This window comes from Rhizobium sp. 11_C7_N12_5 (genome assembly GCF_051811145.1).
In the GTDB taxonomy this organism is placed as follows: Bacteria; Pseudomonadota; Alphaproteobacteria; order Rhizobiales; family Rhizobiaceae; genus Rhizobium; species Rhizobium lusitanum.
In genome coordinates, this window is record NZ_JBPWPY010000002.1 from 986,999 (window position 1) to 1,009,800 (window position 22,802).

At 61.3% G+C, this 22,802-nt stretch carries 22 protein-coding genes; 15 read left to right on the top strand and 7 right to left on the bottom strand.

Annotated features, from left to right (window positions below; translation table 11 throughout):
• Window positions 1-94 precede the first annotated feature (94 nt).
• From AB8B29_RS23615 to AB8B29_RS23625, 3 genes are all read right to left on the bottom strand, one after another.
• Window positions 95-1,084 carry a substrate-binding domain-containing protein gene (locus AB8B29_RS23615; protein ID WP_037200218.1) on the bottom strand — a complete coding sequence of 330 codons (990 nt, stop codon included), beginning with the start codon at window positions 1,082-1,084 and terminating at the stop codon, window positions 95-97.
• A 225-nt stretch (window positions 1,085-1,309) separates the two neighbouring features.
• A complete protein-coding gene (locus AB8B29_RS23620; protein ID WP_047640511.1) occupies window positions 1,310-2,722 on the bottom strand; it encodes an ROK family protein in 1,413 nt (470 codons plus the stop codon).
• Complete coding sequence (locus tag AB8B29_RS23625) at window positions 2,715-3,656, bottom strand: tagatose-bisphosphate aldolase (RefSeq protein WP_047640510.1); 942 nt, start codon at window positions 3,654-3,656, stop codon at window positions 2,715-2,717. Before AB8B29_RS23625 ends, AB8B29_RS23620 begins: the two co-directional genes overlap by 8 nt.
• Window positions 3,657-3,885: 229 nt before the next feature.
• Between AB8B29_RS23625 and AB8B29_RS23630 the strand changes: the two genes are divergently transcribed.
• A complete protein-coding gene (locus AB8B29_RS23630) occupies window positions 3,886-4,812 on the top strand; it encodes a sugar-binding domain-containing protein (protein WP_047640509.1) in 927 nt (308 codons plus the stop codon).
• Entirely contained in the window at window positions 4,809-5,474 is a 666-nt protein-coding gene (locus AB8B29_RS23635) for an HAD-IA family hydrolase (protein WP_047640508.1), read from the top strand. Before AB8B29_RS23630 ends, AB8B29_RS23635 begins: the two co-directional genes overlap by 4 nt.
• A 16-nt stretch (window positions 5,475-5,490) precedes the next feature.
• On the opposite strand, the gene AB8B29_RS23640 is transcribed toward AB8B29_RS23635, so the two are convergent.
• Together AB8B29_RS23640 and AB8B29_RS23645 are read right to left on the bottom strand one after the other, a co-directional pair.
• Window positions 5,491-6,786: a D-tagatose-bisphosphate aldolase, class II, non-catalytic subunit gene (locus AB8B29_RS23640; RefSeq protein WP_113119529.1), complete on the bottom strand. Its 1,296-nt coding sequence runs from the start codon at window positions 6,784-6,786 to the stop codon at window positions 5,491-5,493.
• Window positions 6,783-7,736, bottom strand: coding sequence for a sugar kinase (locus tag AB8B29_RS23645; protein ID WP_113102428.1), 954 nt, complete (start codon window positions 7,734-7,736; stop codon window positions 6,783-6,785). The genes AB8B29_RS23640 and AB8B29_RS23645 overlap by 4 nt, the downstream gene beginning before the upstream one ends.
• A 240-nt stretch (window positions 7,737-7,976) precedes the next feature.
• On the opposite strand from AB8B29_RS23645, the gene AB8B29_RS23650 reads away from it, so the two are divergent.
• Window positions 7,977-9,011 carry a LacI family DNA-binding transcriptional regulator gene (locus AB8B29_RS23650; protein ID WP_113119530.1) on the top strand — a complete coding sequence of 345 codons (1,035 nt, stop codon included), beginning with the start codon at window positions 7,977-7,979 and terminating at the stop codon, window positions 9,009-9,011.
• A 7-nt stretch (window positions 9,012-9,018) separates the two neighbouring features.
• On the opposite strand, the gene AB8B29_RS23655 is transcribed toward AB8B29_RS23650, so the two are convergent.
• Both AB8B29_RS23655 and AB8B29_RS23660 read right to left on the bottom strand, forming a co-directional pair.
• The gene (locus tag AB8B29_RS23655) at window positions 9,019-9,984 is read right to left on the bottom strand and encodes an alpha/beta hydrolase (protein ID WP_113102426.1); all 966 of its coding nucleotides are present in this window, start codon (window positions 9,982-9,984) and stop codon (window positions 9,019-9,021) included.
• A 21-nt stretch (window positions 9,985-10,005) separates the two neighbouring features.
• Entirely contained in the window at window positions 10,006-11,154 is a 1,149-nt protein-coding gene (locus AB8B29_RS23660; protein ID WP_037200228.1) for a Gfo/Idh/MocA family protein, read from the bottom strand.
• A gap of 175 nt (window positions 11,155-11,329) precedes the next feature.
• Between AB8B29_RS23660 and AB8B29_RS23665 the strand changes: the two genes are divergently transcribed.
• The 12 genes from AB8B29_RS23665 to AB8B29_RS23720 all read left to right on the top strand — a co-directional run bounded on the left by AB8B29_RS23665 (window position 11,330) and on the right by AB8B29_RS23720 (window position 22,791).
• Window positions 11,330-12,664, top strand: a complete 1,335-nt coding sequence (locus AB8B29_RS23665) for an ABC transporter substrate-binding protein (RefSeq protein WP_037200229.1) — start codon at window positions 11,330-11,332, stop codon at window positions 12,662-12,664.
• Between the two features lie 13 nt (window positions 12,665-12,677).
• A complete protein-coding gene (locus AB8B29_RS23670; RefSeq protein WP_234903949.1) occupies window positions 12,678-13,598 on the top strand; it encodes a carbohydrate ABC transporter permease in 921 nt (306 codons plus the stop codon).
• The gene (locus AB8B29_RS23675) at window positions 13,595-14,431 is read left to right on the top strand and encodes a carbohydrate ABC transporter permease (protein ID WP_047561597.1); all 837 of its coding nucleotides are present in this window, start codon (window positions 13,595-13,597) and stop codon (window positions 14,429-14,431) included. Before AB8B29_RS23670 ends, AB8B29_RS23675 begins: the two co-directional genes overlap by 4 nt.
• A gap of 5 nt (window positions 14,432-14,436) precedes the next feature.
• Window positions 14,437-15,255, top strand: coding sequence for a sugar phosphate isomerase/epimerase family protein (locus AB8B29_RS23680; RefSeq protein WP_047561599.1), 819 nt, complete (start codon window positions 14,437-14,439; stop codon window positions 15,253-15,255).
• An 11-nt stretch (window positions 15,256-15,266) separates the two neighbouring features.
• On the top strand, window positions 15,267-16,343 hold the full coding sequence (locus AB8B29_RS23685) for a Gfo/Idh/MocA family protein (protein ID WP_113102425.1): 1,077 nt from the start codon (window positions 15,267-15,269) through the stop codon (window positions 16,341-16,343).
• Window positions 16,343-17,161: a sugar phosphate isomerase/epimerase family protein gene (locus tag AB8B29_RS23690; protein ID WP_113102424.1), complete on the top strand. Its 819-nt coding sequence runs from the start codon at window positions 16,343-16,345 to the stop codon at window positions 17,159-17,161. Before AB8B29_RS23685 ends, AB8B29_RS23690 begins: the two co-directional genes overlap by 1 nt.
• Window positions 17,161-17,988, top strand: coding sequence for an alpha/beta fold hydrolase (locus tag AB8B29_RS23695; RefSeq protein ID WP_113102423.1), 828 nt, complete (start codon window positions 17,161-17,163; stop codon window positions 17,986-17,988). The genes AB8B29_RS23690 and AB8B29_RS23695 overlap by 1 nt, the downstream gene beginning before the upstream one ends.
• On the top strand, window positions 17,985-18,710 hold the full coding sequence (locus AB8B29_RS23700) for a ribulose-phosphate 3-epimerase (protein ID WP_047640497.1): 726 nt from the start codon (window positions 17,985-17,987) through the stop codon (window positions 18,708-18,710). The genes AB8B29_RS23695 and AB8B29_RS23700 overlap by 4 nt, the downstream gene beginning before the upstream one ends.
• The gene (locus AB8B29_RS23705; RefSeq protein ID WP_113102422.1) at window positions 18,707-19,705 is read left to right on the top strand and encodes an ROK family protein; all 999 of its coding nucleotides are present in this window, start codon (window positions 18,707-18,709) and stop codon (window positions 19,703-19,705) included. The genes AB8B29_RS23700 and AB8B29_RS23705 overlap by 4 nt, the downstream gene beginning before the upstream one ends.
• The gene (locus AB8B29_RS23710) at window positions 19,698-20,777 is read left to right on the top strand and encodes a sn-glycerol-3-phosphate ABC transporter ATP-binding protein UgpC (RefSeq protein ID WP_113102421.1); all 1,080 of its coding nucleotides are present in this window, start codon (window positions 19,698-19,700) and stop codon (window positions 20,775-20,777) included. Before AB8B29_RS23705 ends, AB8B29_RS23710 begins: the two co-directional genes overlap by 8 nt.
• 331 nt (window positions 20,778-21,108) lie before the next feature.
• A complete protein-coding gene (locus AB8B29_RS23715; RefSeq protein ID WP_168597709.1) occupies window positions 21,109-21,804 on the top strand; it encodes a GntR family transcriptional regulator in 696 nt (231 codons plus the stop codon).
• A 384-nt stretch (window positions 21,805-22,188) separates the two neighbouring features.
• Window positions 22,189-22,791: an amino acid synthesis family protein gene (locus AB8B29_RS23720; protein ID WP_439006727.1), complete on the top strand. Its 603-nt coding sequence runs from the start codon at window positions 22,189-22,191 to the stop codon at window positions 22,789-22,791.
• Window positions 22,792-22,802 lie beyond the last annotated feature (11 nt).

Genomic DNA, 22,802 nt, shown 5'->3' on the forward strand with positions numbered 1-22,802 from the left:
CTCGAACGAGGACGTACAGAAGTCGTCACGCCATTCCCTCCATTATGATCAGAGACGTGCCCCGCCCCATGGACGAGGCACAGAGTTCAACCGATTAGTCGGAGTAGATGAACTTCGCGACGTTCTTGTCGGCGACGTTCGATTTGTCGATGACCGTGAAGCCAGTGCCGATCGCTGTCGGGATCGAGTTGCCGGTCAGATGCGCATAGGCCGCCATGACGCCGAAATAGCCGATTTCAGCCGGATGTTGTGCAATCGCCAGATCGACGAGGCCGGAGTTGATGTTGTCGACGATCGTCGTCGGCGCATCGAAGGCGACCACGCGGATCTTGCCCGTCTGGCCTGCCTGCTGCACGCCGTTGGCTGCGCCAAGGGCCGAGAACAGATTGGCACCGAAGACTCCGTCGAGATCGGAGTTGCGGGCATAGACGGCCTGGAGTTGCGAGGCCGCCTTGTTGGCGTCGTCGTCATTATACTGCGTATCCAGAACGGTGATGTTCGGATATTTCTTCATCTCGTCCTTGAAGCCCTGCTCGCGCTGGTCCGTGGTCGAGATGCCGGGTTTGACGTTGGAAACGTAGACCTTGCCCTTCTCGCCCACTGCCTTTGCCAGCGCACGCGCGGCGATCGCGCCGCCGAGCAGGTTGTCGGAGGCGATGTAGGCCAGCGGAAAATCCGCGTCTCCCTTTCCGGTCTGATAGACGCCGGTGCCGATGAAGGTATCGACGGTGATGACCGGAATGCCGGCGTCAGCAGCCTTTTTCAGCGGCTGGATCAGCTGGTCCTTGTCGGTCGGCGCGATCAGGATCGCGTCGGGCTTCTTGGCGATTACGGCGTCAAGAACCGGCACCTGGGTCACCGGGTTGAAGTCGGGTGCGCCCTGGAACACGAGGGTTGCACCAACAGCCTTGGCGGCGGCTTCGGCGCCCTTGCGCATGGTGATGTAGAAGGCATCGGTCGTCAGGCCCGGAATGAGGGCAATCGTAAACTTCTTATCCTGGGCTTTGGCACTGCCGGCGATTGCGGCAACACCGGTGGCAAGCGATGCCACGGCCGAAGCCTTTAGAAATGAGCGGCGCTCCATAACTTCCTCCTCTTGAAGCCGAACCTCCCCGTCCGGCAAAGCGATAATCAGTGGCTTACTGCGGCTCGTCAAGTAATTTTTTTCTGCAAGGAATTTCGTTCATCTGGTTGATATGTTTAGGCAATTTAAAGCTATCCGCAACGTTACGATCTGCCGCAGACATCGCGTCGAGCGGCAGTCAAACATTGTTCCAACCCTGTACCGGCCGCCTGGACGGCGGCCGCATTAGCTGCCGCCGAACACCTGCGAAACCCACGCCACGACAGCGTCCATATCCAGCTCCTTCGTCTGGTCGATCGTCATCACGGCCCCGCAACCCATGGGCTCGGCACGATCGGCAAGCGCAACCAGTTCCTGTACATATTCGGCGCCCGGATGGCCCGGCAATCGATCTTTCAGGCGGGTGGCATAGCGCTCGCCGGCAACAGTCCCGGGAACCTTGCACCAGAGTTCGGCTACCCGCGCGATCTTTGCATCCGCTATATAGGCATCGAGCAGTGCTTTCGGCTGAAAGCCGAACCAGGCATCGACGATAAATGTCGAACCGGCCGGCGCATCGGCAATGAGGGACCAGATCGCCTGGTAGCTCGCTTTTCCCAAGGTGCGATTGAAGTCGCGGTCGACGGGGCCGATATGCTGCAGGAACGGATTCTTGATGCCGTCGAGGGAGAGAATCGGCCAGCCGGTGCGCTCGGACAGCGCCTTGGCGAGCCGGCTCTTTCCCGAGGCCGGCACGCCGTTGACCAGCACGACATGCTTTTCGGCCGTCCCGCCGGCATTGCCGAAGATCGACAGGCCGGCGCCGATGACGCCTGCATCATCGGCGAGCTTGGCCGGCAATATTGCCGGGCAAAACCATGGAGCGACCGCCGGGAGGTCGGCAAGCGCACGCGCGGCGTCGCAGCCGAGACCACCACCGAGCAGGATGACTTCCGGATCCATCGTCGCTGCGATGTTGTCGAGGGCCGCGCGCAAAGGTGCAGCCCACTGGCGCAAGACACGCCTGGCATCGTCGTTTCCTGCGGCGGCCAAATCGAAAACCTCGCCGACGGCGGCGGCCGACAGGCCGGCTTCGGCTATGTGACGGCGCAGTGCGGTTCCCGAACTGAACGTCTCCACGCAGCCGCGTCTGCCGCACGGGCAAGGCGGGCCATCCTGCGAGACGCAGATATGGCCAAGCTGTCCGGCCGCCCTGTGGCCGTGATAGATGCTGCCGGCATGGGCGACAGCGCCGCCGATGCCCGTTCCGATCGTCAGCATGGCGACGTTTCTGTAACCTTTCGCGCCGCCAATGCGCATCTCGGCGATCAGCGCCATGCTGCAATCATTCTCAACGACCACTCTCTTCCCGATAGCCGCCTCGATCCGCTCCGCAAAGTCGAGACCGGCAAGATTGAGGATGCCGCCCGACAGGATCTCGCGGTTGGCGACATCGACGCGGCCGGGGATGCCGAGACCGATGCCAGCAACGTCCGGTCGGTCGAGCTGGCGAGCCATGGCGATCACGCGTTCGAGGACTTGAAGGGGATCGGTCGGTGTCCGCTCCGACAGTTTCGTGAGGATCTCGCCGCGATCGGAGACGAGAGCGGCGCGAATATTCGTGCCGCCAATGTCCACGCCGATGGCGATATCAGGCATTGGCGCGCTGCCCCTGGTTGGCGCTCTTCGAGCCAGCGCCTTTGAAGTGTGTGGCGATAAGAGCCTGAATTTCGCGAAGCCGCGGTACGGCAACCGTTTCAAGCCGATCCTTCGTCACCGTGCGGTCCAGGGAAATGCAGTCCTTCCAGAGCGAGCGGCCGGCGATGACGCCGGAGGCGCCGTTGCGCATGGCATCCTCGACCTGCGAGAGGAAAGTTGCGTGATCGACGCCCGCGGACAGGACAGCCCAAGGGACATCGCCCGCGAGGCGCGTGACCTCGGCGCAGGCTTCCGTCGAGCCCGGATAGGGGATCTTCAAGACCTTCGCGCCGCAATTCAGGCAGATCCGGCTGCCGCCGACGATCAGCGAGGGCAGCTTGGCCTTGTAGTCTGCTTCGTCCTCATCTTCGAATTTGTAAGTGAGGAACTCGACGACGAGCAGCAGATCCTCGCGCGCGAAATCCTCGATGCATTGGCGCAGAATTTCGATGTTGCGGACATTCGCCTCATCGCGATCCGAGCGGAGATAGACCATGATCTTGCCGCCAGTGGCGCCCAGCTGGCGCACGCGGCGGGCGGAAATGCCGGGAACCAGCTTCGACAAACGATAGCCTTCGGGCGAAGTATCCCAACCAGAGGCATCGAGGCCGATCAGGAGCGCGGTATCGCGCTGGATGATCCGATCATCGACCAGTGCAGGCACCGCGCAGATCGGGTCGACCAGAACGCAGGACGCCTTGCTTGCCAGGAAACGGGCGATATCGGCCTTGGTGTCGCCCAATACCTTGTCGGAGATGGCGGCCTGTTCCGCCGGGTCCTTGGCCAACAGGCTGCGCATGCCGCCGCGCTGATCGCAGGCAATCACCATCATGGCGCCATCGCTACCGCAAATCTGCTGATAGCCGCGCATTTCCGCTGTGGTCAATCTCGTCATCTGATCCTTCCTCCGGCCGTGCGAAACGGCAATGATGCCGGTTTGACTTCTCCACTCCCAGGAGAGGCCAAACCTCTGATATTGAGGGTGCGCATGTGCCGCCGCATAAGCGTTGCGAAATCGGCTGTTTTGAGCGATAACTCCTCAAGCAGGAAATGTGTAACACATTGCAGAAAGGAATTTCAACCTGAATTCATCTCAGTCGCAGGAGGCTGCAGCAAATCGTGCTTTGCTGCATACCGTCGCCAAGCTGCATTACCAGTCCGACATGTCGCAGGTGGATATCGCCAAGAAGCTTGGCCTATCGACGGCCACGGTCTCGCGACTGCTGCAGCGGGCTCGCTCGGTCGGGATCGTCAGGATCGAGGTGATCGATCATTCGCCGTCGGAAGATCTGAGCACCGCACTGATCGATGGTCTGAAATTGCGCAGGGCCGCGGTGATCGACACGCCGTCATCCAACGTCTTGAGCGCGCTTGCTGCTCCGGTCGGCTCGCTCATGCAGCAGGCGGGGCTGCGCTCGGGCTCGACGCTCGGCATCGGCTGGGGAAGGGCGGTGCGGGAGGTGACGCTTGCCGGCCTGCCGCAATTGCCCGGAATTATTACCGTCGCCCTCAATGGCGGCATGCAGCAGGCAGCGGCACACTTCCAGATCAATGAATTCGTGCGTCAGGCGGCCGCCCAGATGGGCGGCATGCCGCATTTCCTGCATGCTCCCTATGTTTCCTCCACCGAACTCAGGGACGCTTTCCTCGCCGATCCAACGGTGCAGCAGGTGACGTCGCTCTGGGACAGGCTGGATGCGGCGATCGTCGGCGTCGGTTTGACGCACGCGTCGAACCCATCCGAGGCGACGGCAGCGCTGCCGGGAGAAAGGGCGCTGAGCCATGCCGCAGGCGACGTATTGCGCCACTATGTCACCGAAGCCGGCGAGATCCTGCATTGGGACGGCGAGGAACGGATGATCGCGGCCTCGCCGGAACAGTTGCGAAGGGTGCCTCTGTGCATTGCCGTTGCCGCCACTCCGGGCAAGGCACCCGGCATTATCGGAGCGGCGCGATCCGGGATGATCAACGCGCTGGTCACCGATGCCAATACCGCGCAGGCGATCCTTGACCGACTGTCGTCCAATCAGAAAACCGAGGATCAGCCGTGACGCTTTTTTCCGGCCGCTCCTTCGGCGCCTTCCTGTTCGATATGGATGGAACCATCCTGAACTCCATTGCGGTTGCCGAGCGGGTCTGGACAGCGTGGGCGGAGCGGCGAGGTGTCGATGCAGAAAGCCTGTTGGCCACCGTTCACGGCAGAAAGGCGATTGAAACGATCAACCGGCTCGGCCTGTCGGGGATTGATCCGGCCGAGGAGGTCAGGCTTCTGACCCAGGCTGAGATCGACGATGTGGTCGGCGTTGAGCCGATTACGGGTGCACTCGATTTCCTGGAAAGCCTGCCTCGGGATCGCTGGGCGATCGTCACCTCCGCTCCACGGGAACTGGCCAGGGTCCGCCTCGAGGCAGCCGGCCTTCCCTGGCCGCCGGTGCTGATCGCCGGCGAGGACGTACAGAACGGCAAACCGGCGCCTGATTGCTTTCTGTTGGCTGCGAGGACATTGGCGCAACCCATTGAGGAATGTCTCGTTTTCGAGGACGCTCCCGCCGGCGTCGAAGCAGCCGAAACCGCCGGCGCTTCCGTACTCGTGATCAGCGCGACCCACCGCGCACCGCTCATCACGCGGCATCCAAGCATCGAAAACTATGACCATCTGGCGCTGGAGATTGCCTCGTCTGGGCCTCTTCTCATCTCGAGAAAGCTTGCGTGAGCCGTTCAACGCTGCGCTATTGCCGGGTCGCGCCGTCGATCGCACCGGCATAGATGTCGAGCACACGGACGACGTTGGCGAGCACGAGAGCCCGCGCCTCCGGCATGACCGATCCATCGGCAATCATGGGCTCCAGATGGCCGAGATATTGGCTTATCAAGGGGCGCGGGATGATGCGCCCTTCGAGGGCCGACATCAGCTCATCCACCGCCCCCTGTGCAGCAGGCATAGCCCAGTAATAACGAATGCGGTCGCTGAAAGAGTAATGCCGCTGGATAAACTGCTCGCGCGCATCGCCCGGATAGTATTTTTGCCAGTGTTCGGGCGAGGATAACATGATCTGTTCCATCGCTGCCGGCAGCGTTTGGCCAATCGCGCGCGGAGCAAGCACTTCGGCGATCGAGTTCAAGCCATACAGGGCTTCGCGAAGGGCGAAGGTCAGCCAGGGGCCGACTTTGAGGATCGCAAAGCCGTCGCTGACAAGATCGCGAAGCGCCTCGGCGCTCTGGTAGTCGGTCGAATGCGCCTCGAACACGAATTGCGGCATGTCGCTCAAGGTGGCGGCCAGGCTGGCGGCTGGCCGGCGCTGATAGCCAATCACCTCGGCATTGCCGAATTCAACACCGGGCTGGACGACAACGCCGATCGCCCGCGCAAAGGCCTCGTCGAGACCCAATTGAGCAAAGGCGTGGCGATGCAGCTCCACCGTCGCGAGCGCATCGTCCGGCGTGGTTATGTGCATATGGTCCAGCGCCTCGACCGCGCCGCCGGGAACAGGGACTTCCGTGCCGACGATGTAGCTTGGAGCCTGCGTTCCGGATTGACGGACCCGGGCTTCCGATACCTCGGCCAATTGCGCGGCCCTGGCCGCGATCGTCGCATCGGGCAGCGCCTGCGGATCGTCGGCGCAGGCCATGCTGGTATCGAGATGGAGCTTGGTAAAGCCGGCAGCAGCAAAGGCGTCGATCATTGTCTTCGCCTTCGACATCGCCTCATCGGCGCGCAAATGCTTCCATGGATTGGGACCGAGATGATCGCCGCCCAGAATGAGCCTGTCCGGAGCGAACCCGACCTTTGCGGCAATCGCCTCTACGAAGGTCCGGAAATCGGCAGGCGTCATGCCGGTGTAGCCGCCATCCTGATTGACCTGATTGCAGGTCGCCTCGATGAGCACATCGGCATTTCTGGCTTTGCCATGCGTCAACGCCGCCTCGATGACAAGCGGGTGTGCAGAGCAGACGGAGGTGATACCGGTTGGCAATCCCTCGGCGCGGCGTTGCGGCATTCTTGCCAGCCGTTGCGTCGCATTCATGGCGAAGGCCTCCCGATTGCGTCATCAAGGAATGCCTGCACCTCGGCGAGCGTTGCGATTCCTTCCATCGGCCCCTTGCGCGTGACGGCCAGCGCCCCACACGCGCAGGCTATGCGCAAAGCGTCTTCGGGATGAGCGCCACGGAGCCAGAGCGAGACGAATCCCGCGCCAAAACAATCACCTGCACCAGTTGGATCAACCTCTGTGACAGGAAAGCCCTGGGCCGTGACCTGACGATGCCGGTCGTAATAGACGGCACCCGCAGAGCCTTTTTTGACGATCACCGCCGAAATGCCGCGCGCCAGCATTTCGGTTACCGCCGAAGCCTCGTCGGCGGCATCGGTGAAGATGAACAGTTCCTCGCCGCTCGGCAGGAAAATATCGGTCAACATCAGAACCTTGGTCAGCGCCTCGCGCATGCCGGGCAGCTCGATCATCTCCTTGCGGATGTTTGGATCGAAGGAGACCGTGCCGCCCTTGCGCTTGACCATTTCGATACTCGCGAGAATGACTGACGTCGCCCTCTCGGAAAATAACGAGGAGCCCATGACGTGGAAATGATCGGCACCGGCCAGAAGTGCCACGGCCCCTTCGTCGATCTCGATCGATCCGGCCGCGCTGTTCTTGATGTTGAAGACGAAGTGGCGGCTGCCGTCGGCCCGATAGGAAACGAAGGCCGTGCCCGTCGCCTGTCCCTTGTGGATGGCAATGGCCGAAACATCCGCGCCCCAGTCCCGCAATCGATCGATATTGAGATGGCCGAAATCGTCATCGCCCACCGCGCTGATCAGGCCAGCCGGCTGGCCAAGGCGTGCAGCCTGGGCGATAAAGATCGCAGGCGCACCGGAAGGAAAGGGACCGTGCAGCAGCCCGGGCTCGGCAAGGCTTTGATCGACCCGATCCGCCATGATTTCGACGACGATCTCTCCGGCACTGACGAGCTTTTTCATGCAGGCTGAACTCACTTCGTGGTGGTTTCAATTTTGGCGGCGCGAAGCCTTTGAACCGGTCAAGTTTCTAAGACTTGAACTTTTGTGCGTCAATTAATAAATTTGCGCACGTAATATTTTTGCATGACGTAAGTTCCGGAAAACTTTACCGGAATTTGTGTCGTCGATTGCGCTTGCTTTCGAGTGGACGCATAACGGGAAAAGCGAGCGGTTCGGCTCAGGCAGGATGGTCGGCATTCGATGGAAAAAATGACGCATAAGACAATGGAGGATTTCGCAAAGTCCTGCGGCGTCTCCCGTCCCACGCTTTCCAAATATTTCGACGATCCGACCAGTGTGAAGCCGGTAACGCGTGCTCTGATCGAAGCTGCTCTCCGTTCGTCCAACTATCAGCCGAACATCTATGCACGAAATCTCAACCGGAAGAGAACCCGCAATATCGGCATTCTCGTTCCGGCGTTGACCGATCCATTCTATGCGGAGATGGTCAATCGTCTCGAGTTGAGGCTGCGCGTCGAAGGCTATTGGCCGATCGTGTTTTCCTCGCATGGTCTGCCGGAACTGGAGAGGGAAGCCGTCAACACGATGCTCTCCTTGAAGGTCGCAGGTGCCGTGGCCGCGCCGCTCGGACAGACGTCCCATCCGCGGGCGTTCGAGAGGCTGGCGCAAAATGTGCCGATCGTCTATTTCGACACCTACATCGAGGGGAATACGCCTTTCATCGGCAATGACAACAGGCAGAGCGTCGCGACGATCGTCGAATATCTCTGCCGGTCCGGCGAAGCGCCGGCCTATCTTGATATTCCTCATGTCAATCACAACTCGCCGGAGAGACTGGCGAGCTACATCGCCACGATGGAGGCCTCCGGCCACGAGCCGTTGGTGATCAAGACGACGGCCTCCTACACCTGGGAGTTCGAGCATGTCGGTTACCAGCAGATGGACGACATCCTGAATGCGAACACCCTGCCGCGCCGGACCATTCTGTGCGCCAACGATCGTCTCGCCTTCGGCGTCATGGCCGCCGCTTTCGCCCATGGGCTGAAAGTCGGACGTAAGAAGGGCGATGATCTGCGGATAGCCGCGCATGACGATCATCCGCTGAGCCGCTATACCTGCCCGCCGCTGACCACGATGGCACAGGATTTCGCCGCCATGACGGCAAACAGCGTCGATTCGCTGCTGGCGCTTCTCGGCGATACGGATGCGCCGGCTCAGGCGGTCGCGCCCATGGTCCGCCTGAACGGCACGCTGGTCATGCGGCAATCGGCCTGACGCTGCCTCAAGGCATCGTTTGATCGGAAACCTCTTCGAAGCCGCGCCATGCCGCAACCGCTTCCTCGACCGCCTGGCGTGCGACGGGAATGTACTTGCCCATCGAGACGAAGCCGTGGATCTGCCCGGGCCATTGGCGAAGTAACACGGGGACACCGTCTTCTCGCAGACGCTCGGCATAGGCGAGGCCCTCGTCGGCAAGGATGTCGTACTCCGCAAGGAGGACGAAGGCGGGGGCGACGTCCGCCAGACTTTCCGCGCGCAGCGGCGAAACTCGCCAATCGAGGATATCCGCACTGCTGCGGACATAGTGATCGCGAAACCATCGCATCGTTGATGATGTCAGGCCAAAACCTTCGCCATGGCGACGATAGCTGTCCGCCGTCTGTGCGGCATCGGTATTGGGATAGATCAGTAGCTGCGCCACAAGCGTCGGCACTTCGCCAGAGCGCGCCATCAGCGCCAGAACCGCCGCAAGATTGCCGCCGGCGCTATCTCCGGCGACCGCTATGCGCAGGGGATCGATGCCGAGTTCGGCCGCATTCCGAGCCATGTAGATCAATGTCGCCGCGCAGTCCGCCAAGCCGACCGGAAACCTGTGTTCGGGCGCCAGACGGTAGTCCGGGCAGATGACGACGCACCGCGCGATATTGGCGAACCATCGGCAAATCTCATCATGCGAATCGAGATTGCCAAGCATCCAGCCGCCGCCGTGGAGATAGAGCAGGGCGGCGGCATCCCGCGATGGCGTATCGATGCCACGATAGAGGCGCAGATTGATCCGGCCGTTCGGACCGTCGATCTGCCTGTCCTCTAACGAGGTTACGGTCTCCTTGGCGCCTTGAACCGAGAGGAAGCCGGCATTGTAATCGAGGCGGGCTTGTTCGGGCGTACCATCTTCGAATACGCGAGGCTTCGATCTCTTGCCAAGATCGAGAAGCTGTCGGGCGTTTTCATCGGGCTGTTTAGTCATATCAGCGTCCCCCGGCTGGCGTCAGGCGAGAAGACTGCGCGCTTCGTCCTCGCCGAGCAATGGCGGCTGCGTAAGATCGCCCGCAATCCTGACGGATTGTCCACTTTCTCCTGAAGCCAGAATGGCCTCCATGATTTCGAGTACATGCAGCGCAAGATCGCCGGATGCCCGTGGCGGCCGGTTCTCCTCAAGCGAGCGCGCGAGGTCGGCAACGCCAAGCATGCGGTAATTTGCCCGATCCGGCGCCGCATATGGCCAATTCCTCTTCCCATAGAGTTCGCCGTCGCTGTCGAAATCACGCCAATCGGCGCCCCGCTCGGACAGGGATACCGTTCCGCCGAACGTGTCGGGGTCTGGCAGGCGCAGCGACCCCTCGGTGCCATGCAGTTCGATCGGATGATTGGAGTGGCGGAAGACGTCCCACGAGGCGCCGAAATTGACCGTGGCGCCGGATGCGAATTCCAGCAGCGAGAGAACATTGGTCGGTGTGCCGACCTTGAAGCTCGTGTTCTTGAACGGGCCATCGGCGGTGATGAGGCGTTCTTCCTGGCCCTTCGTCGCCATCGCCATGACGCGCACGACCGGCCCGAGCAGGTTCGCCATCATAGTCAGATAATAGGGGCCCATGTCGAAGACAGGACCGCCGCCCGGCTGGTAGTAGAAGTGCGGATTGGGGTGCCAGTGCTCCATGCCGCGCCCCATCATGAAGGCCGTACCGCTGACCGGACGACCGATCGCGCCTTCCTCCATCAAGCGCCGTGCCCGACGGCCCGCCGCGCCGAGGAATGTGTCGGGGGCCGAGCCCAGCCGCAAGCCGCGGCGCCTGGCTTCCTTCACAAGGAGGCGGCCATCGGCCGCCGATGTCGCGAGCGGCTTCTCGGTGAAGACATGCTTGCCGGCAGACAGGGCCGACATGGTCACGTCGAAATGCACGGCGGGAACCGTGAGGTTCAGGACCAGATCGACCTCTGGATCGGCGAGCAGCTGGTCGACGCTCAAGGCGCGAATGCGATATTCACGAGCGCGCAGTGCGGCCGCATCGGCCGATATATCGGCGCAGGCGCGCAATTCGACGCCGGCAAACAGCGCCGCATTGCGCAGATAAGTCATGGAGATATTACCGCAGCCAATGACTCCGACACCGAGCTTTCCCTTTGAATTGCCTGTCATATTTTCAATCCTCCCTGATGCACTTCATTCGTTCGCGGCGCGTCGACGCACCCGAACGACGATTCCAGATGTGATTTAAAGCATCTTATTTCTTGACGCGCGACAATTTTTTATGAAACATGTGCGAATACTGGCGCGGAGATACGGAGGTCGCCAGTCTTCCTGGGAGGGAAACATGACAGGTTTCAAGAAGACGCCGGCTGACTCCAAGATGATCAGCCAATCGATAATGCTCGACCGCCGCCAGCTGCTGCTCGGTGCGGCGGGCGCGGCGACACTTAGCGTTGCGTCCGGCTTCGGCATACGCCCGGCGCGCGCGGCCGACCGGACGGAAATCAGCTTCGCCAGCGCGAGCTTCTTCGGCAAGGAAGGGCTTGGCGATCTCGTCAAGGCTTTCAACGAGTCGCAAAGCCGGGTGACCGTCAAGTTCATCGAGCTGCCGCCGCCAAGCTCGTCGACAGAAGTCTATCAGGGGCTCGTCCAGCAGCTGGCACGCCGCAATGGGACGCCTGATGTCTTCAGCCAGGATGTCATCTGGATCGCAGGCTTTGCGGCCGCGGGCTGGGCCTTGCCGCTCGACGAATATTTCCCGAAGGACAAGCGCGCCGAATATTTCCCCGGTACGGTCGCCGCCTGCACCTATGGCGGCAAACTCACCGCGCTGCCGTGGTTCGTCGATTCCGGCATGTTCTACTATCGCAAGGATCTGGTGGAGAAGCATGGCGGCAAGGTGCCGGAAACCTGGGCCGACATGGCAACGATCGCGGCTGAGGCACAGAAGGCAGGCGACGCCAAGTTCGGCTATCTCTGGCAGGGCAAACAGGCGGAAGTCCTGATCTGCGACGCCGTCGAAATCATCGCGTCCAACGGAGGTTCCATCCTTTCCGCCGACGGTAAATCCTCGGTCATCGGCGATGATGCTGCCGTCGAAGCGATCCAGTTCCTCTATGACACCATCAACAAGACGAAGATCAGCCCTCAGAACGTCCTGTCCTGGGATGAGGAGCCTTCTCGCCAGCCGTTTACGTCGGGCGAGGCGATGTTCATGCGCAACTGGTCCTATGTCTATCCGATCGCGCAGGATCCAAAGGCCTCGCATGTCGTCGACAAGGTTGCCGTCGCTCCGCTGCCGCATTTTGCCGGCGGCAAGAGTGCTGCGTGCCTCGGCGGCTACCAACTGGGCATCAATGCCAATTCCAAGAAGCGGGAAGCGGCGATCGAATTCCTGACCTGGATGTCGTCGCCGGAAACCCAAACCCGGCTGGCCCTTAATTTCGGTCTGGCACCCTCGCGCCCGGCGATATTCCAGGATGCAAAGCTGAAGGCCGAGCAGCCGTTCATGGCGAGCCTCCAGAGCGTCTTCACCGGCGCCACACCGCGGCCGATCACGCCGCAATATGCCAAGGTGACGCTGGCATTGCAGTCCAGCATTTCGAAGGCGCTGGTCAGCGGCAACGTCAAGGCGGAACTGCAGGCGGCGGCTACCCAGATCAACAAGATCGTTGGCTGAAATGGCCGTAACGATGACGGTTCCCGCGTCCGAGCGAACCCCAGGCAAATCGAGGGCGCTGCCAAGCGCCCTCTGGCCCTGGCTGCTGTTGTTACCGGCTTTCATCTCGCTCGCATCGGTATCCTTCTATCCGATCTTCAACGGCCTCTATCTGTCCTTCACCAATCGCTCGCTGATCACTCAGGACAATGATTTCATCGGCATCGCCAACTATGTGCAATTGCTGGCCGATCCGCCTTTCTGGAATGCCTGGTGGCACACCATCTGGTTCACCGTGATCTCGACCGGGCTGGAGACGTTCATCGGCCTTGCGATGGCGCTCATCCTTTGCGAGACCTTCGCCGGCCGCGGCATGATCCGCGCCGCCATGCTCGTGCCCTGGGCCATGCCGACCGTCGTGACATCGAAGATGTTCGGCTGGCTCTTCGATGGTCAGCACGGCATCATCAATTTCATCCTGCTGCATGCGGGGCTGATCGATCAGAACGTCAACTGGTACGGCTCGCCCGATACGGCCCTGACGACGATCATCCTTGCCGACGTCTGGAAAACCACGCCGTTCATGGCGCTTCTGCTGCTGACAGGGCTGCAGACCGTTCCGAAATCCCTGGTCGAGGCCGCCCGCATGGACGGCGCGAGAGCCTGGACGATCTTCTGGCATATCCGGCTGCCGCTCTTGATGCCGACGCTGCTGATTGCCGGCCTCTTTCGCGCGCTCGATGCGTTCCGTGTCTTCGATCTGGTCTATGTGCTGACGGGCGGCGGCCCGGCCGATTCCACCGAGACGCTTTCGACGCTGTCCTACAAGGTGCTCTTTTCGACGCTTCAGTTCGGCTATGGCTCGGCCGTCTCGACCGCCATGTTCATCACGGAGGGGCTGATCGCCGTTGTCTTCTGCATCTTCCTCGTGCGGCAGATAAGGAAGACGACATGAACGAAAGCCGCTCCGTCTTTCAAAGCCTCGTCATCTACTTCGGCGCACTGCTCATTCTCATCTGGTCCGCCGGCCCGTTCCTCTGGCAATTCTCGACATCGTTCCAGCTCGACAAGGCGCTGACCGAGGGAACGCCCTCGCTCATTCCGAACCCGTTCACGCTGGAGCATTACTATAACGCCTTCATCGAAAAAGGCCTGCATCACTATGTGCTGAACTCGCTCATCGTCGCGTTGTCGACCACGGCTCTCTGCCTGATCGTCGGCTCGCTCGCCGCCTTTTCGCTGTCGCGCCTCGATGTGAAAGGGCGCTTCGGCATCCTGACGGTCATCCTTTCGGTCTCGATGTTTCCGCAGATCGCACTCGTCGGGCCGCTCTATCTCATTGCGTCGGATCTCGGGTTGCTCGATACCTATACGGCGTTGATCATCACCTATCTCGCACTCGGACTGCCGTTGGTGACCTGGGTCCTATTCGGCTACTTCGAGACATTGCCGCGCGAGATCGACGAGGCGGCCCGCATGGACGGCGTCGGTCCGGTCGGCCTGCTTTGGCATATCATCCTGCCGATGTCGCTGCCGAGCCTGGTCACGACAGGCCTGCTTGCCTTCATCACCGCCTGGAACGAGTTCCTGTTCGCGCTGGCCTTCACCTCGGATAGCGACAGCCAGACGATCCCGGTCGGCATCGCCAATTTCACCAACCAATATTACGTGCCCTGGGGAGACATCGCCGCCGCATCGGCTGTCGTCACCGTGCCGCTCATTGTCTTGGTGCTCTTCTTCCAACGACACATCATCGAAGGCCTGACCCAAGGCGGAATCAAGGAATAGCGGGAATGAGCAAGGACATAAAAGTCGGCTGTCAGACATTTACGTGGGAAATGCTCGGCGATGCCTGGAGAGGAACGGCCGACGATCTGTTGTCGGCCATATCCGCCGGCGGTTATCTCGGCATCGAAATCACCGATACGATGATCGGCCGCTACGCGGCAGACCCGCATGCTTTCGCGAGCGCGCTGAAAAGCCACGGCTTGACGCTCGTTTCCTTCGCCTTCGGCTCGAAGAGCGGCTTCACGGTCGCCGATGCGACTAATGACGATCTTGCGACGGCGCGGCGCTGGATCGACTACGCCGCCCATTTTCCGGGCGCACTCGTCTCCATCGGCTCGGCCACCGTCGTCTCAGACGGCCCGCGCGATGACAAGTTCGCCATCGCCGGCGACTTCTACAATCGCGCCGGAGAACTGGGCAAAGCCAGCGGCGTCGATGTCGCCGTGCATCCGAGTTCGCATCACAATACTCTGCTGTTCGACCGCGCCGATTATGACCGCATCTTCGCCTTGCTCGACCCGAGCCTGGTTGGCTGGGTGCCGGATACCGGCCATATCCTGCGCGGACATGCTGACATGCTCGATACGATGCGCGCCTACCAGGATCGCATCCGCTACCTGCACCTCAAGGACGTCGACGCCAATGACCGATGGGCGATGCTCGGCAAGGGTATTCTCGACACGCCTGCCGTGATCGATCTCGTCTCCACAGCGCCGCGCTTCAATGGCTGGCTGGTGTTGGAGGAAGAATCCGAAACCGCAGCCGCCGACCCTGCCGCCGCGGTCAGAGCCAACCGCGGAACCATGCGCGGCTACGGCGCATAAGGAAGAGAACCATGATCGAAAAGGAAAATCGCCGTCTTCGCGTCGGAGTGCTCGGCTGCGGGCCGATCGCCCAGTTCGCGCACCTGGAATCCTGCGTGAAGGCCAGGAATGCCGATCTCTATGCGATCTGCGATGCGGCGCCCGATCTCCTGGCACGCATGGGCGCGACCTACGAGCCGCAGAAGATATACGACAACTATGATGAAATGCTCGCCGATCCCGATCTCGAGGCCGTGATCGTCGCGACATCCGACGCCTATCACGTGCCGATGTCCATCAAGGCGCTGGAAGCCGGAAAGCATGTGCTGTGCGAGAAACCCATTGGCGTGTCGATCGAGGAGGGACTGCAGCTCGCCGAGGCCGTGCGCCGCTCCGGCAGGATTCTGCAGGTCGGGCACATGAAGCGCTTCGATCCGGCGCTGGAGGCGGCGCGCGATTTCGTCCGCGACGATATCGGCCAGATCTTTGCGATGAAGGCTTGGTATTGCGATTCCACCCACCGCTATACCAATACGGATGCGGTGCAGCCCTTGCCTGTCACCAGCAAGCTTGCGCGCAAGCCGGCCGGTAATCCGAAGGCCGACCTGCGGCAATATTTCATGCTGGCGCATGGCTCGCATCTGGTCGACACCGCGCGTTTCTTCTGCGGCGATATCGTTGCAGTGCGCGCTCGGCTTCTAGAGCGAGCCGGTGCTTACTGCTGGTTCGTGGAAACCGAATTCGCCAGTGGCGCGCTCGGCCATCTGGATCTGACCGTTGCCGTGCGCATGGATTGGCATGAGGGCTTCCAGCTCTATGGTGAAAACGGCTCGATCCTCGCCAAGACCTTCAATCCTTGGTACTTCCGCTCGAGCGAGGTCGAGATTTTCCATGAGAAGGATGCGACCACTAGGAAGCCGCTCGGTGCCGACGGCCATTTCTTCCGCCGGCAGCTCGAAGGCCTCGCTGATACGGCGTTGAATGGTGCGCCGATGCGCGGGGCCGACGTCGAGGACGGCCTGGCTTCGATCCGCGCGATGGTGGCGATCGCCCGATCGGTGGAACGGGGCGAGCGCGTCGAACTTGCATTGGTCACGGGAGCGGTCTGATGCAGATCGGGATCTTCGCCAAGACCTTTCCGGGGACCGAGCCGCTCGGTGTTCTCTCGGCCGTGCGCGACAGCGGCTACGCATGTGTGCAGTTCAATCTCGCCTGCTGCGGACTGCCCTCGATGCCCGATGCCGTCGCTGAGACGACGCTTGCGGAAATCCGGACGGCAGTGCGCGCCACCGGGATCTCGCTTGCAGCTCTCTCCGGCACCTACAACATGGCCCATCCGGACATATCCGTGCGTCGAACGGGCATGGCCCAACTCGCCGTCGTCATCGAGACGGCGGCGGCACTCTCCATTCCGCTCGTGACGCTTTGCACCGGTACGCGCGACCCGAACGACCAATGGGCCCATCATCCCGACAACGGCGATCCCGCCGCCTGGGCCGACATGGCGGCTGAAATGTCGAAAGCTCTGGAACTGGCGGAGCGGCATGGTGTGGATCTCGGCATCGAGCCGGAGCAAGCCAATATCGTCACGTCGGCTAAGGACGCCAGGCGGCTGATCGAGGAAATGGGATCGCGACGGCTGCGCATCGTGCTCGATCCCGCCAATCTGTTCGAGCAGGCGACGCCGGAGCAGGCGCGGGTGACCGTCGAGAAGGCGGTCGAAACCGCGGCGGGCCGTATAGCTCTCGCGCATGCCAAGGATCGTCATGCCGATGGTCGCTTCGCTACCGCGGGGCAGGGCATCGTCGATTTTCCGGATTTCATTGCACAGCTGCGGGCCGTGGGCTTCGACGGCCCACTCGTCACACATGGCCTCTCGGCGCCCGAGGCCCTCGGCGTAGCAGCGTTCCTTAAGGGGCTGATCTGATGGGAAAGACGTCATTCATGCGTGCCGATGCAAGTCTTGCCGTCTATCGCGAAGGGCAGGGGCTTCCGGTCGTCTTTCAGCACGGTCTTGGCGCTGACGAGGCACAGGTAGCACAGAATGTTCCAACCTCCGCGGATATCCATCGACTGACGCTGGAGTGCCGCGGGCATGGCGCCTCGTCGCTTGGCAGCGCGCGACCCTTTTCGATCCATATGTTCGCCGAGGACGTGTTGGCAGCGGCCACCGAACATGGTTTCGACCGTTTTGTTGTCGGCGGCATTTCGATGGGAGCGGCCATTGCGCTGCATCTTGCCCATCATCACCCCGGCCGTGTCGCGGGACTCGTTCTCGTGCGTCCTGCCTGGATATTCGAGGCATCACCGGACAATCTCGAGCCTGGTCGCGCCGTTGCGGCCCTGATCCGTTCACATCCGGTTGCGGAAGCCAGGGAACGCTTTATCGCCTCGGAAATCGGGCGTCGGATCGCGTCCGAGGCGCCCGACAATTTCTCTTCGCTGCTCGGCTATTTCGAGCGGCCGGACGCCTTCGATTTCGCATCCGTCCTTGGAGACATCGCCGCCGATGGGCCTGGCGTATCGAAGGCCGACACGGCAGCCATCAAAGTTCGGACGCTGGTCATCGGAAACGAACAGGATGCGATCCATCCGCTCTCCTGCGCCCTCACGCTCGCCGAAACCGTTCCCGGCGCACGCTACATCGAAGTCACTGCCAAGACCGCCGACAAGGCGCGGCATTTCGCCGAAATCCAAGGCGCCATCACCGATTTCCTTGCATCCAGTTCAATCCGGAGCCTCTTTCGATCATGACATCCAAACCTCTTTCCGGCCCGGCTGCCATCGCCGCACTGCCCCGTAACCGATTGCTCGGCGAGTTCTCGCTCTGGTCGGCGGATCTTGCCAATATGGAAACCGATCTGAAGCGGATCGAGCCCTTTGTCGACCTGCACCATATCGATGTCGCCGACGCCCGCTTTACCCCGGGATTCCTGTTCTTTCCGGATTTCGTCGCCCGCATCGCCAAAGCGACCGCCAAGCCCATCCATGTGCATCTGATGGTCGAAGGTGAAATCGTCGAGGAACAGACGCGCCAATTCATCGAGGCGGGAGCCGATCTGATCAGCGTCCACGCCGAGAATGGCGAGGCGGGGTTGCGTGCTGTAGGGCTCGCAAGAAAGCTTGGCGCCGAAGCAGGGGTGGTGCTGCGGCTGGAAACGCCGGTTTCGGCGATCAAGCCGTTCATCGATCATGTTGCCTTCGTGACGCTGCTTGGCACGTCCATCGGCGTCAAGGGGCAGAGCCTTTCCGATAGGGCATGCGACCGGCTTTTGGAAGCGCGTGACTTGCTCAAGCAATCCGGTCGTGAGGACCAGATCATCCTTGCGGCCGATGGCGGCATCCGCGAGCAGACCGTGCCGCTCCTGCGCAAGGCCGGCGCGCAGACGGTTGTTCTCGGCTCGCTCGCCTTCGGCGACAAGGATCTAGCCGGCCGCATCGCCTGGCTCCATGGCTTGGAAAGCGGGGTTGCGTGAACAAGGTTGCCCTTGCCTTTGATCTCGGCGGAACGGAGCTTCGCGCCGCACTCGTCGACGAGGCAGGAAGCCTTCTGGCCTTCTCGGCCATGCCGACGGCGGCCGCCGATGGACCTGCGGCGGTGACGCGGCAGATGGAACAGCTCGCAGCCGAGGTGCTGGCGCAAACGCCCGACCTTTCTCCCATCGGCATAGGTGTCGGCGCACCGGGACCGCTCGACCCCAAGGCCGGTATCGTCATCGGGCCGCCGACGCTTATCGGCTGGCATGAGGTGCCGCTGGCGACCATTCTCTCCGATCGCTTCGAACTGCCGGTCCGGCTGGAGAACGACGCGAATGCGGCAGCCCTCGGCGAATGGCACTACGGAGCGGGTCGCGGCGCGGATTCGATGGTTTTCGTGACGGTCTCCACGGGTATCGGCGGCGGCGTGATCGCCAACGGCCGGACTTTGCACGGCCGGCGCGGCCTGGCGGCCGAGATCGGGCATATGACCATCACGAACGAAGGGGAGCGGTGCTTTTGTGGCGCGATCGGTTGTTTCGAGGCCGTTGCCTCGGGAACGGCTTTGGGGCGTCATGCAACGGCACGGACCCGGAAATTCGACGGCTCGCTGATGCGTGCGATTGCCAGCGATGGCGACGTCAGCGGGCGGCATGTGGTTGAGGCTGCACGAAAGGGCGATGCGCTGGCGATGGAATTGCTGGATGCGGAAGCGCGCTGGCTCGGCATCGGCTTTACCAATCTGCTGCATCTCTATTCGCCAGACATATTGGTAATGGGTGGCGGTATCTCGCATGGCTTCGATCTTCTGCAGGAAGTTGTGGTGGCGACCGTTCGCGAACGCGCCATGCCGGCTTATCGCGGGGTCCCCATTGTTGCCGCCCAGCTCGGGCGTCATGCCGGCCTGATCGGCGCGGCCAGCCTCATCCTCGGGCAGGAGGCAGACATTGGCGCCAGTCCATCCATCGAAAGAAAGGAGGCCAGCAATGGCTAATCTCAAGCTGCGCGACGCCCGCAAGACCTATGGCGCGCTCGAAGTCATCAAGGGCATCGATCTGGATGTGGACGACCGTGAATTCGTGGTCTTTGTCGGCCCGTCCGGCTGCGGCAAGTCTACGTTGTTGCGCATGATCGCCGGCCTGGAGAAGATCACCGGCGGTGATCTGATGATCGATGGCGCCCGCGCCAACGATGTGGATCCGTCGCAACGCGGCCTGGCGATGGTCTTCCAGTCCTATGCGCTCTATCCGCACATGACGGTCGCCGAGAACATGGGTTTTGCGCTGAAGATCGCAGGCGTTTCCTCCGCCGACCGTGATCGCAAGGTCAGGGAAGCTGCCGAGGTTCTTGAGCTCGCGCATCTGCTCGACCGTCGGCCGAAGGACCTGTCGGGCGGTCAGCGGCAACGTGTGGCCATCGGCCGGGCGATCGTACGCAATCCGAAGATCTTCCTCTTCGACGAACCCTTGTCCAATCTCGATGCCGCTTTGCGCGTCAACATGCGGCTGGAGCTGATGCGGCTGCATGAGCGGCTGGCGGCAACGATGATCTACGTTACCCACGATCAGATCGAGGCGATGACCATGGCCGATAAGATCGTGGTCCTGAACTCCGGCCGCATCGAGCAGGTCGGTTCGCCGCTTGAGCTTTACAACCGACCGGCAAATATCTTCGTGGCCGGCTTCATCGGCTCGCCGAAGATGAACCTTCTTCCGGCCGTGGTCGAATCGACCGGACCTCAAGGCATATCCGTCGCGCTGCCGGGCGGACACAGGATCACTGTGCCGGCCTTCGGCGGAACGGTAGGAGCCAACCTGACACTTGGCATCCGCCCTGAACATATCCGCATCGACCCGAATGGACGCTTCCCCGGCCAAGCAATGCTGGCGGAGCGGCTGGGCGGCCTCACGATCCTGCATGTGGATATCGGATCGAACCAGTCGCTTGTCGTGCAGACGGAAGGTACGGATACGACTCCGCTCCACACAGCTCTGTCTCTCGACATGGAACCTGCCGCTTGCCACCTCTTCGATACCGATGGCAGGCCGCTCGCCAGATTGAACTGACCTGCAGTTCCGAGGCGCCGTTGCTGCGTACTGATGCCTGGCAGAAAAGGGCAGAACTCCGTGGTCGGAAGACTGCGGAGTGGAATTTGTCGTGCCTGGATCAGCTCCCCGCCCATATTCTCAATCAGACTTCCGCGCCCCGCCCGTCGCAAAAAAGTTCCTGATATCCTTGTCGGTGACATTGGAGTAGGGGTTGTTCGCAACGGTTTATCCAGTTGCATTGACTCCATCTCGCCATTGCATAATCTTGGTAGGCCATAATATGGTATCCGAAACTTGACCGTCCCTGCGGCAAGGGACGGAAGTTGACGTCTGAAACAGAGGTGTTGGAATGAATGATGATGCGCACGGCACGGCAATTCGCGTGGAGCGTCCGGCCAAGACGTTGCGCGAACTGGCGCTCGACAAAGTGCGGGAGGCGATCCTCAATGGCTATTTCCGCCCGGGGGATCGTCTGGTGGAGCGTGATCTCTGCGCCCAGCTTGGTGTAAGCCGCACGATCGTACGCGAGGTTCTGCGCCACCTCGAATCCGAAGGCCTCGTCGCCAATCTGCCGAACAAGGGGCCGATCGTCGCCCAGCTCAACCATGACGAGGCGAAGCAGATCTATGAGATCCGCGGCGCATTGGAAGGCATGGCCGCGCGTCTTTGCGCCGAGCAGCGCAATCCCGCCATTGCCGATGCTCTGGACAAATCCCTTGAGGACATCAGAAACAGCTACCGGGACAAGGATATGGCTGGTGTACTCGCCCATACCTCATCCTTCTATCAGACGCTTTTCAGCATGGTCGACCGCCACATCGCGTGGGGCGTCGTCAATCTTCTGACCGTGCGCATCAATCATCTGCGCTCGATGACGATCAAGACGCAAAATCGCGATGTTCAGGGGCCAGTGCAGATGGCGCGGATCGTCGATGCCATCCGGCGCGGAGACGGCGAGGGCGCCTACCAGGCAGCCATGGAGCATGTCGCCAGCGCCAGCGCAATCGCACAGGCGGTTCTCTCAGGACGCCAACCGATCGATTGATCCGGTACGCCGCTCCTTGCCGATGTACGGCGGCATCGCACCTAATGCCATCTCGGCGACCTCACCAAATTAAAGGCACCCTCACGATGCGGGCTTGACTCTCCGCGGCATTCGATGTGACGGTATGCCATAATCAATAATACAAAATTGGAACATCAAAAAAACTGGGAATGCAGTCGCAGCCTGCAGGCTCACCCAGAATATTGGCATGAAGATGATGGCTAGCATGCCATGATCAATCACTTTCGCTTTGATGAATAAGCATCTGTTATAATTACATTTTCTCTCTGTTCACTTAAGTTTTCCGCTCGTTTGCGCGAAGCCGCTTGACAGTTTTGTATTATGGCATACCATCATACATAACCTAGAAAAACGAGCGGAGCCATGACCTTTCAAATCCGTAAAACCGTCCTGCAGATCGAAACCACCTTGGTTGAAGGGGGCAAAGCAGCGCCAGCGCCTCTGAAGCTCTTTTCGGCCTGTGCGATCGTGAAGAACCCCTGGGCCGGTCGCGGCTTTGTCGAGGATCTGAAGCCCGAGATCCATGCCGCAGCGCCGGTTCTCGGTGAATTGCTCACCAGCATGATCATCGAGGCGGTCGGATCGGGCGAGGCCGTCGAAGCCTATGGAAAATCGGCAGTGGTCGGCCTAGACGGCGAGATCGAACATGCGTCTGCACTGATCCATACGCTGCGTTTCGGCAACCATTATCGCCATGCCGTCGGCGCCAAGTCCTATCTCGCCTTCTGCAATACGCGTGGCCCGGCCAACGCGCCGATCATGATCCCGCTGATGGACAAGAACGACGAAGGGCGCCGCTCGCATTATCTGACGATCCAGACGTCGATCGCCGATGCTCCCGCTGCCGACGAGATTGTCGTCGCACTCGGCGCTTCCGTCGGCGGCCGGCCGCATCATCGTATCGGCGACCGCTATCAGGACCTCAAGGACCTGGGGCAGGACGTCTCAAATCCTGCCGGCGTCTGACGGATTGGACG

Bases quoted from the DNA above. Each gene is read 5' to 3' on its own strand.
- AB8B29_RS23615 (WP_037200218.1), bottom strand. From the start codon at position 1,084: ATGGAGCGCCGCTCATTTCTAAAGGCTTCGGCCGTGGCATCGCTTGCC.
- AB8B29_RS23620 (WP_047640511.1), bottom strand. From the start codon at position 2,722: ATGCCTGATATCGCCATCGGCGTGGACATTGGCGGCACGAATATTCGC.
- AB8B29_RS23625 (WP_047640510.1), bottom strand. From the start codon at position 3,656: ATGACGAGATTGACCACAGCGGAAATGCGCGGCTATCAGCAGATTTGC.
- AB8B29_RS23640 (WP_113119529.1), bottom strand. From the start codon at position 6,786: ATGAATGCGACGCAACGGCTGGCAAGAATGCCGCAACGCCGCGCCGAG.
- AB8B29_RS23645 (WP_113102428.1), bottom strand. From the start codon at position 7,736: ATGAAAAAGCTCGTCAGTGCCGGAGAGATCGTCGTCGAAATCATGGCG.
- AB8B29_RS23650 (WP_113119530.1), top strand. From the start codon at position 7,977: ATGGAAAAAATGACGCATAAGACAATGGAGGATTTCGCAAAGTCCTGC.
- AB8B29_RS23655 (WP_113102426.1), bottom strand. From the start codon at position 9,984: ATGACTAAACAGCCCGATGAAAACGCCCGACAGCTTCTCGATCTTGGC.
- AB8B29_RS23660 (WP_037200228.1), bottom strand. From the start codon at position 11,154: ATGACAGGCAATTCAAAGGGAAAGCTCGGTGTCGGAGTCATTGGCTGC.
- AB8B29_RS23665 (WP_037200229.1), top strand. From the start codon at position 11,330: ATGACAGGTTTCAAGAAGACGCCGGCTGACTCCAAGATGATCAGCCAA.
- AB8B29_RS23670 (WP_234903949.1), top strand. From the start codon at position 12,678: ATGACGGTTCCCGCGTCCGAGCGAACCCCAGGCAAATCGAGGGCGCTG.
- AB8B29_RS23675 (WP_047561597.1), top strand. From the start codon at position 13,595: ATGAACGAAAGCCGCTCCGTCTTTCAAAGCCTCGTCATCTACTTCGGC.
- AB8B29_RS23680 (WP_047561599.1), top strand. From the start codon at position 14,437: ATGAGCAAGGACATAAAAGTCGGCTGTCAGACATTTACGTGGGAAATG.
- AB8B29_RS23685 (WP_113102425.1), top strand. From the start codon at position 15,267: ATGATCGAAAAGGAAAATCGCCGTCTTCGCGTCGGAGTGCTCGGCTGC.
- AB8B29_RS23690 (WP_113102424.1), top strand. From the start codon at position 16,343: ATGCAGATCGGGATCTTCGCCAAGACCTTTCCGGGGACCGAGCCGCTC.
- AB8B29_RS23695 (WP_113102423.1), top strand. From the start codon at position 17,161: ATGGGAAAGACGTCATTCATGCGTGCCGATGCAAGTCTTGCCGTCTAT.
- AB8B29_RS23700 (WP_047640497.1), top strand. From the start codon at position 17,985: ATGACATCCAAACCTCTTTCCGGCCCGGCTGCCATCGCCGCACTGCCC.
- AB8B29_RS23710 (WP_113102421.1), top strand. From the start codon at position 19,698: ATGGCTAATCTCAAGCTGCGCGACGCCCGCAAGACCTATGGCGCGCTC.
- AB8B29_RS23715 (WP_168597709.1), top strand. From the start codon at position 21,109: ATGAATGATGATGCGCACGGCACGGCAATTCGCGTGGAGCGTCCGGCC.
- AB8B29_RS23720 (WP_439006727.1), top strand. From the start codon at position 22,189: ATGACCTTTCAAATCCGTAAAACCGTCCTGCAGATCGAAACCACCTTG.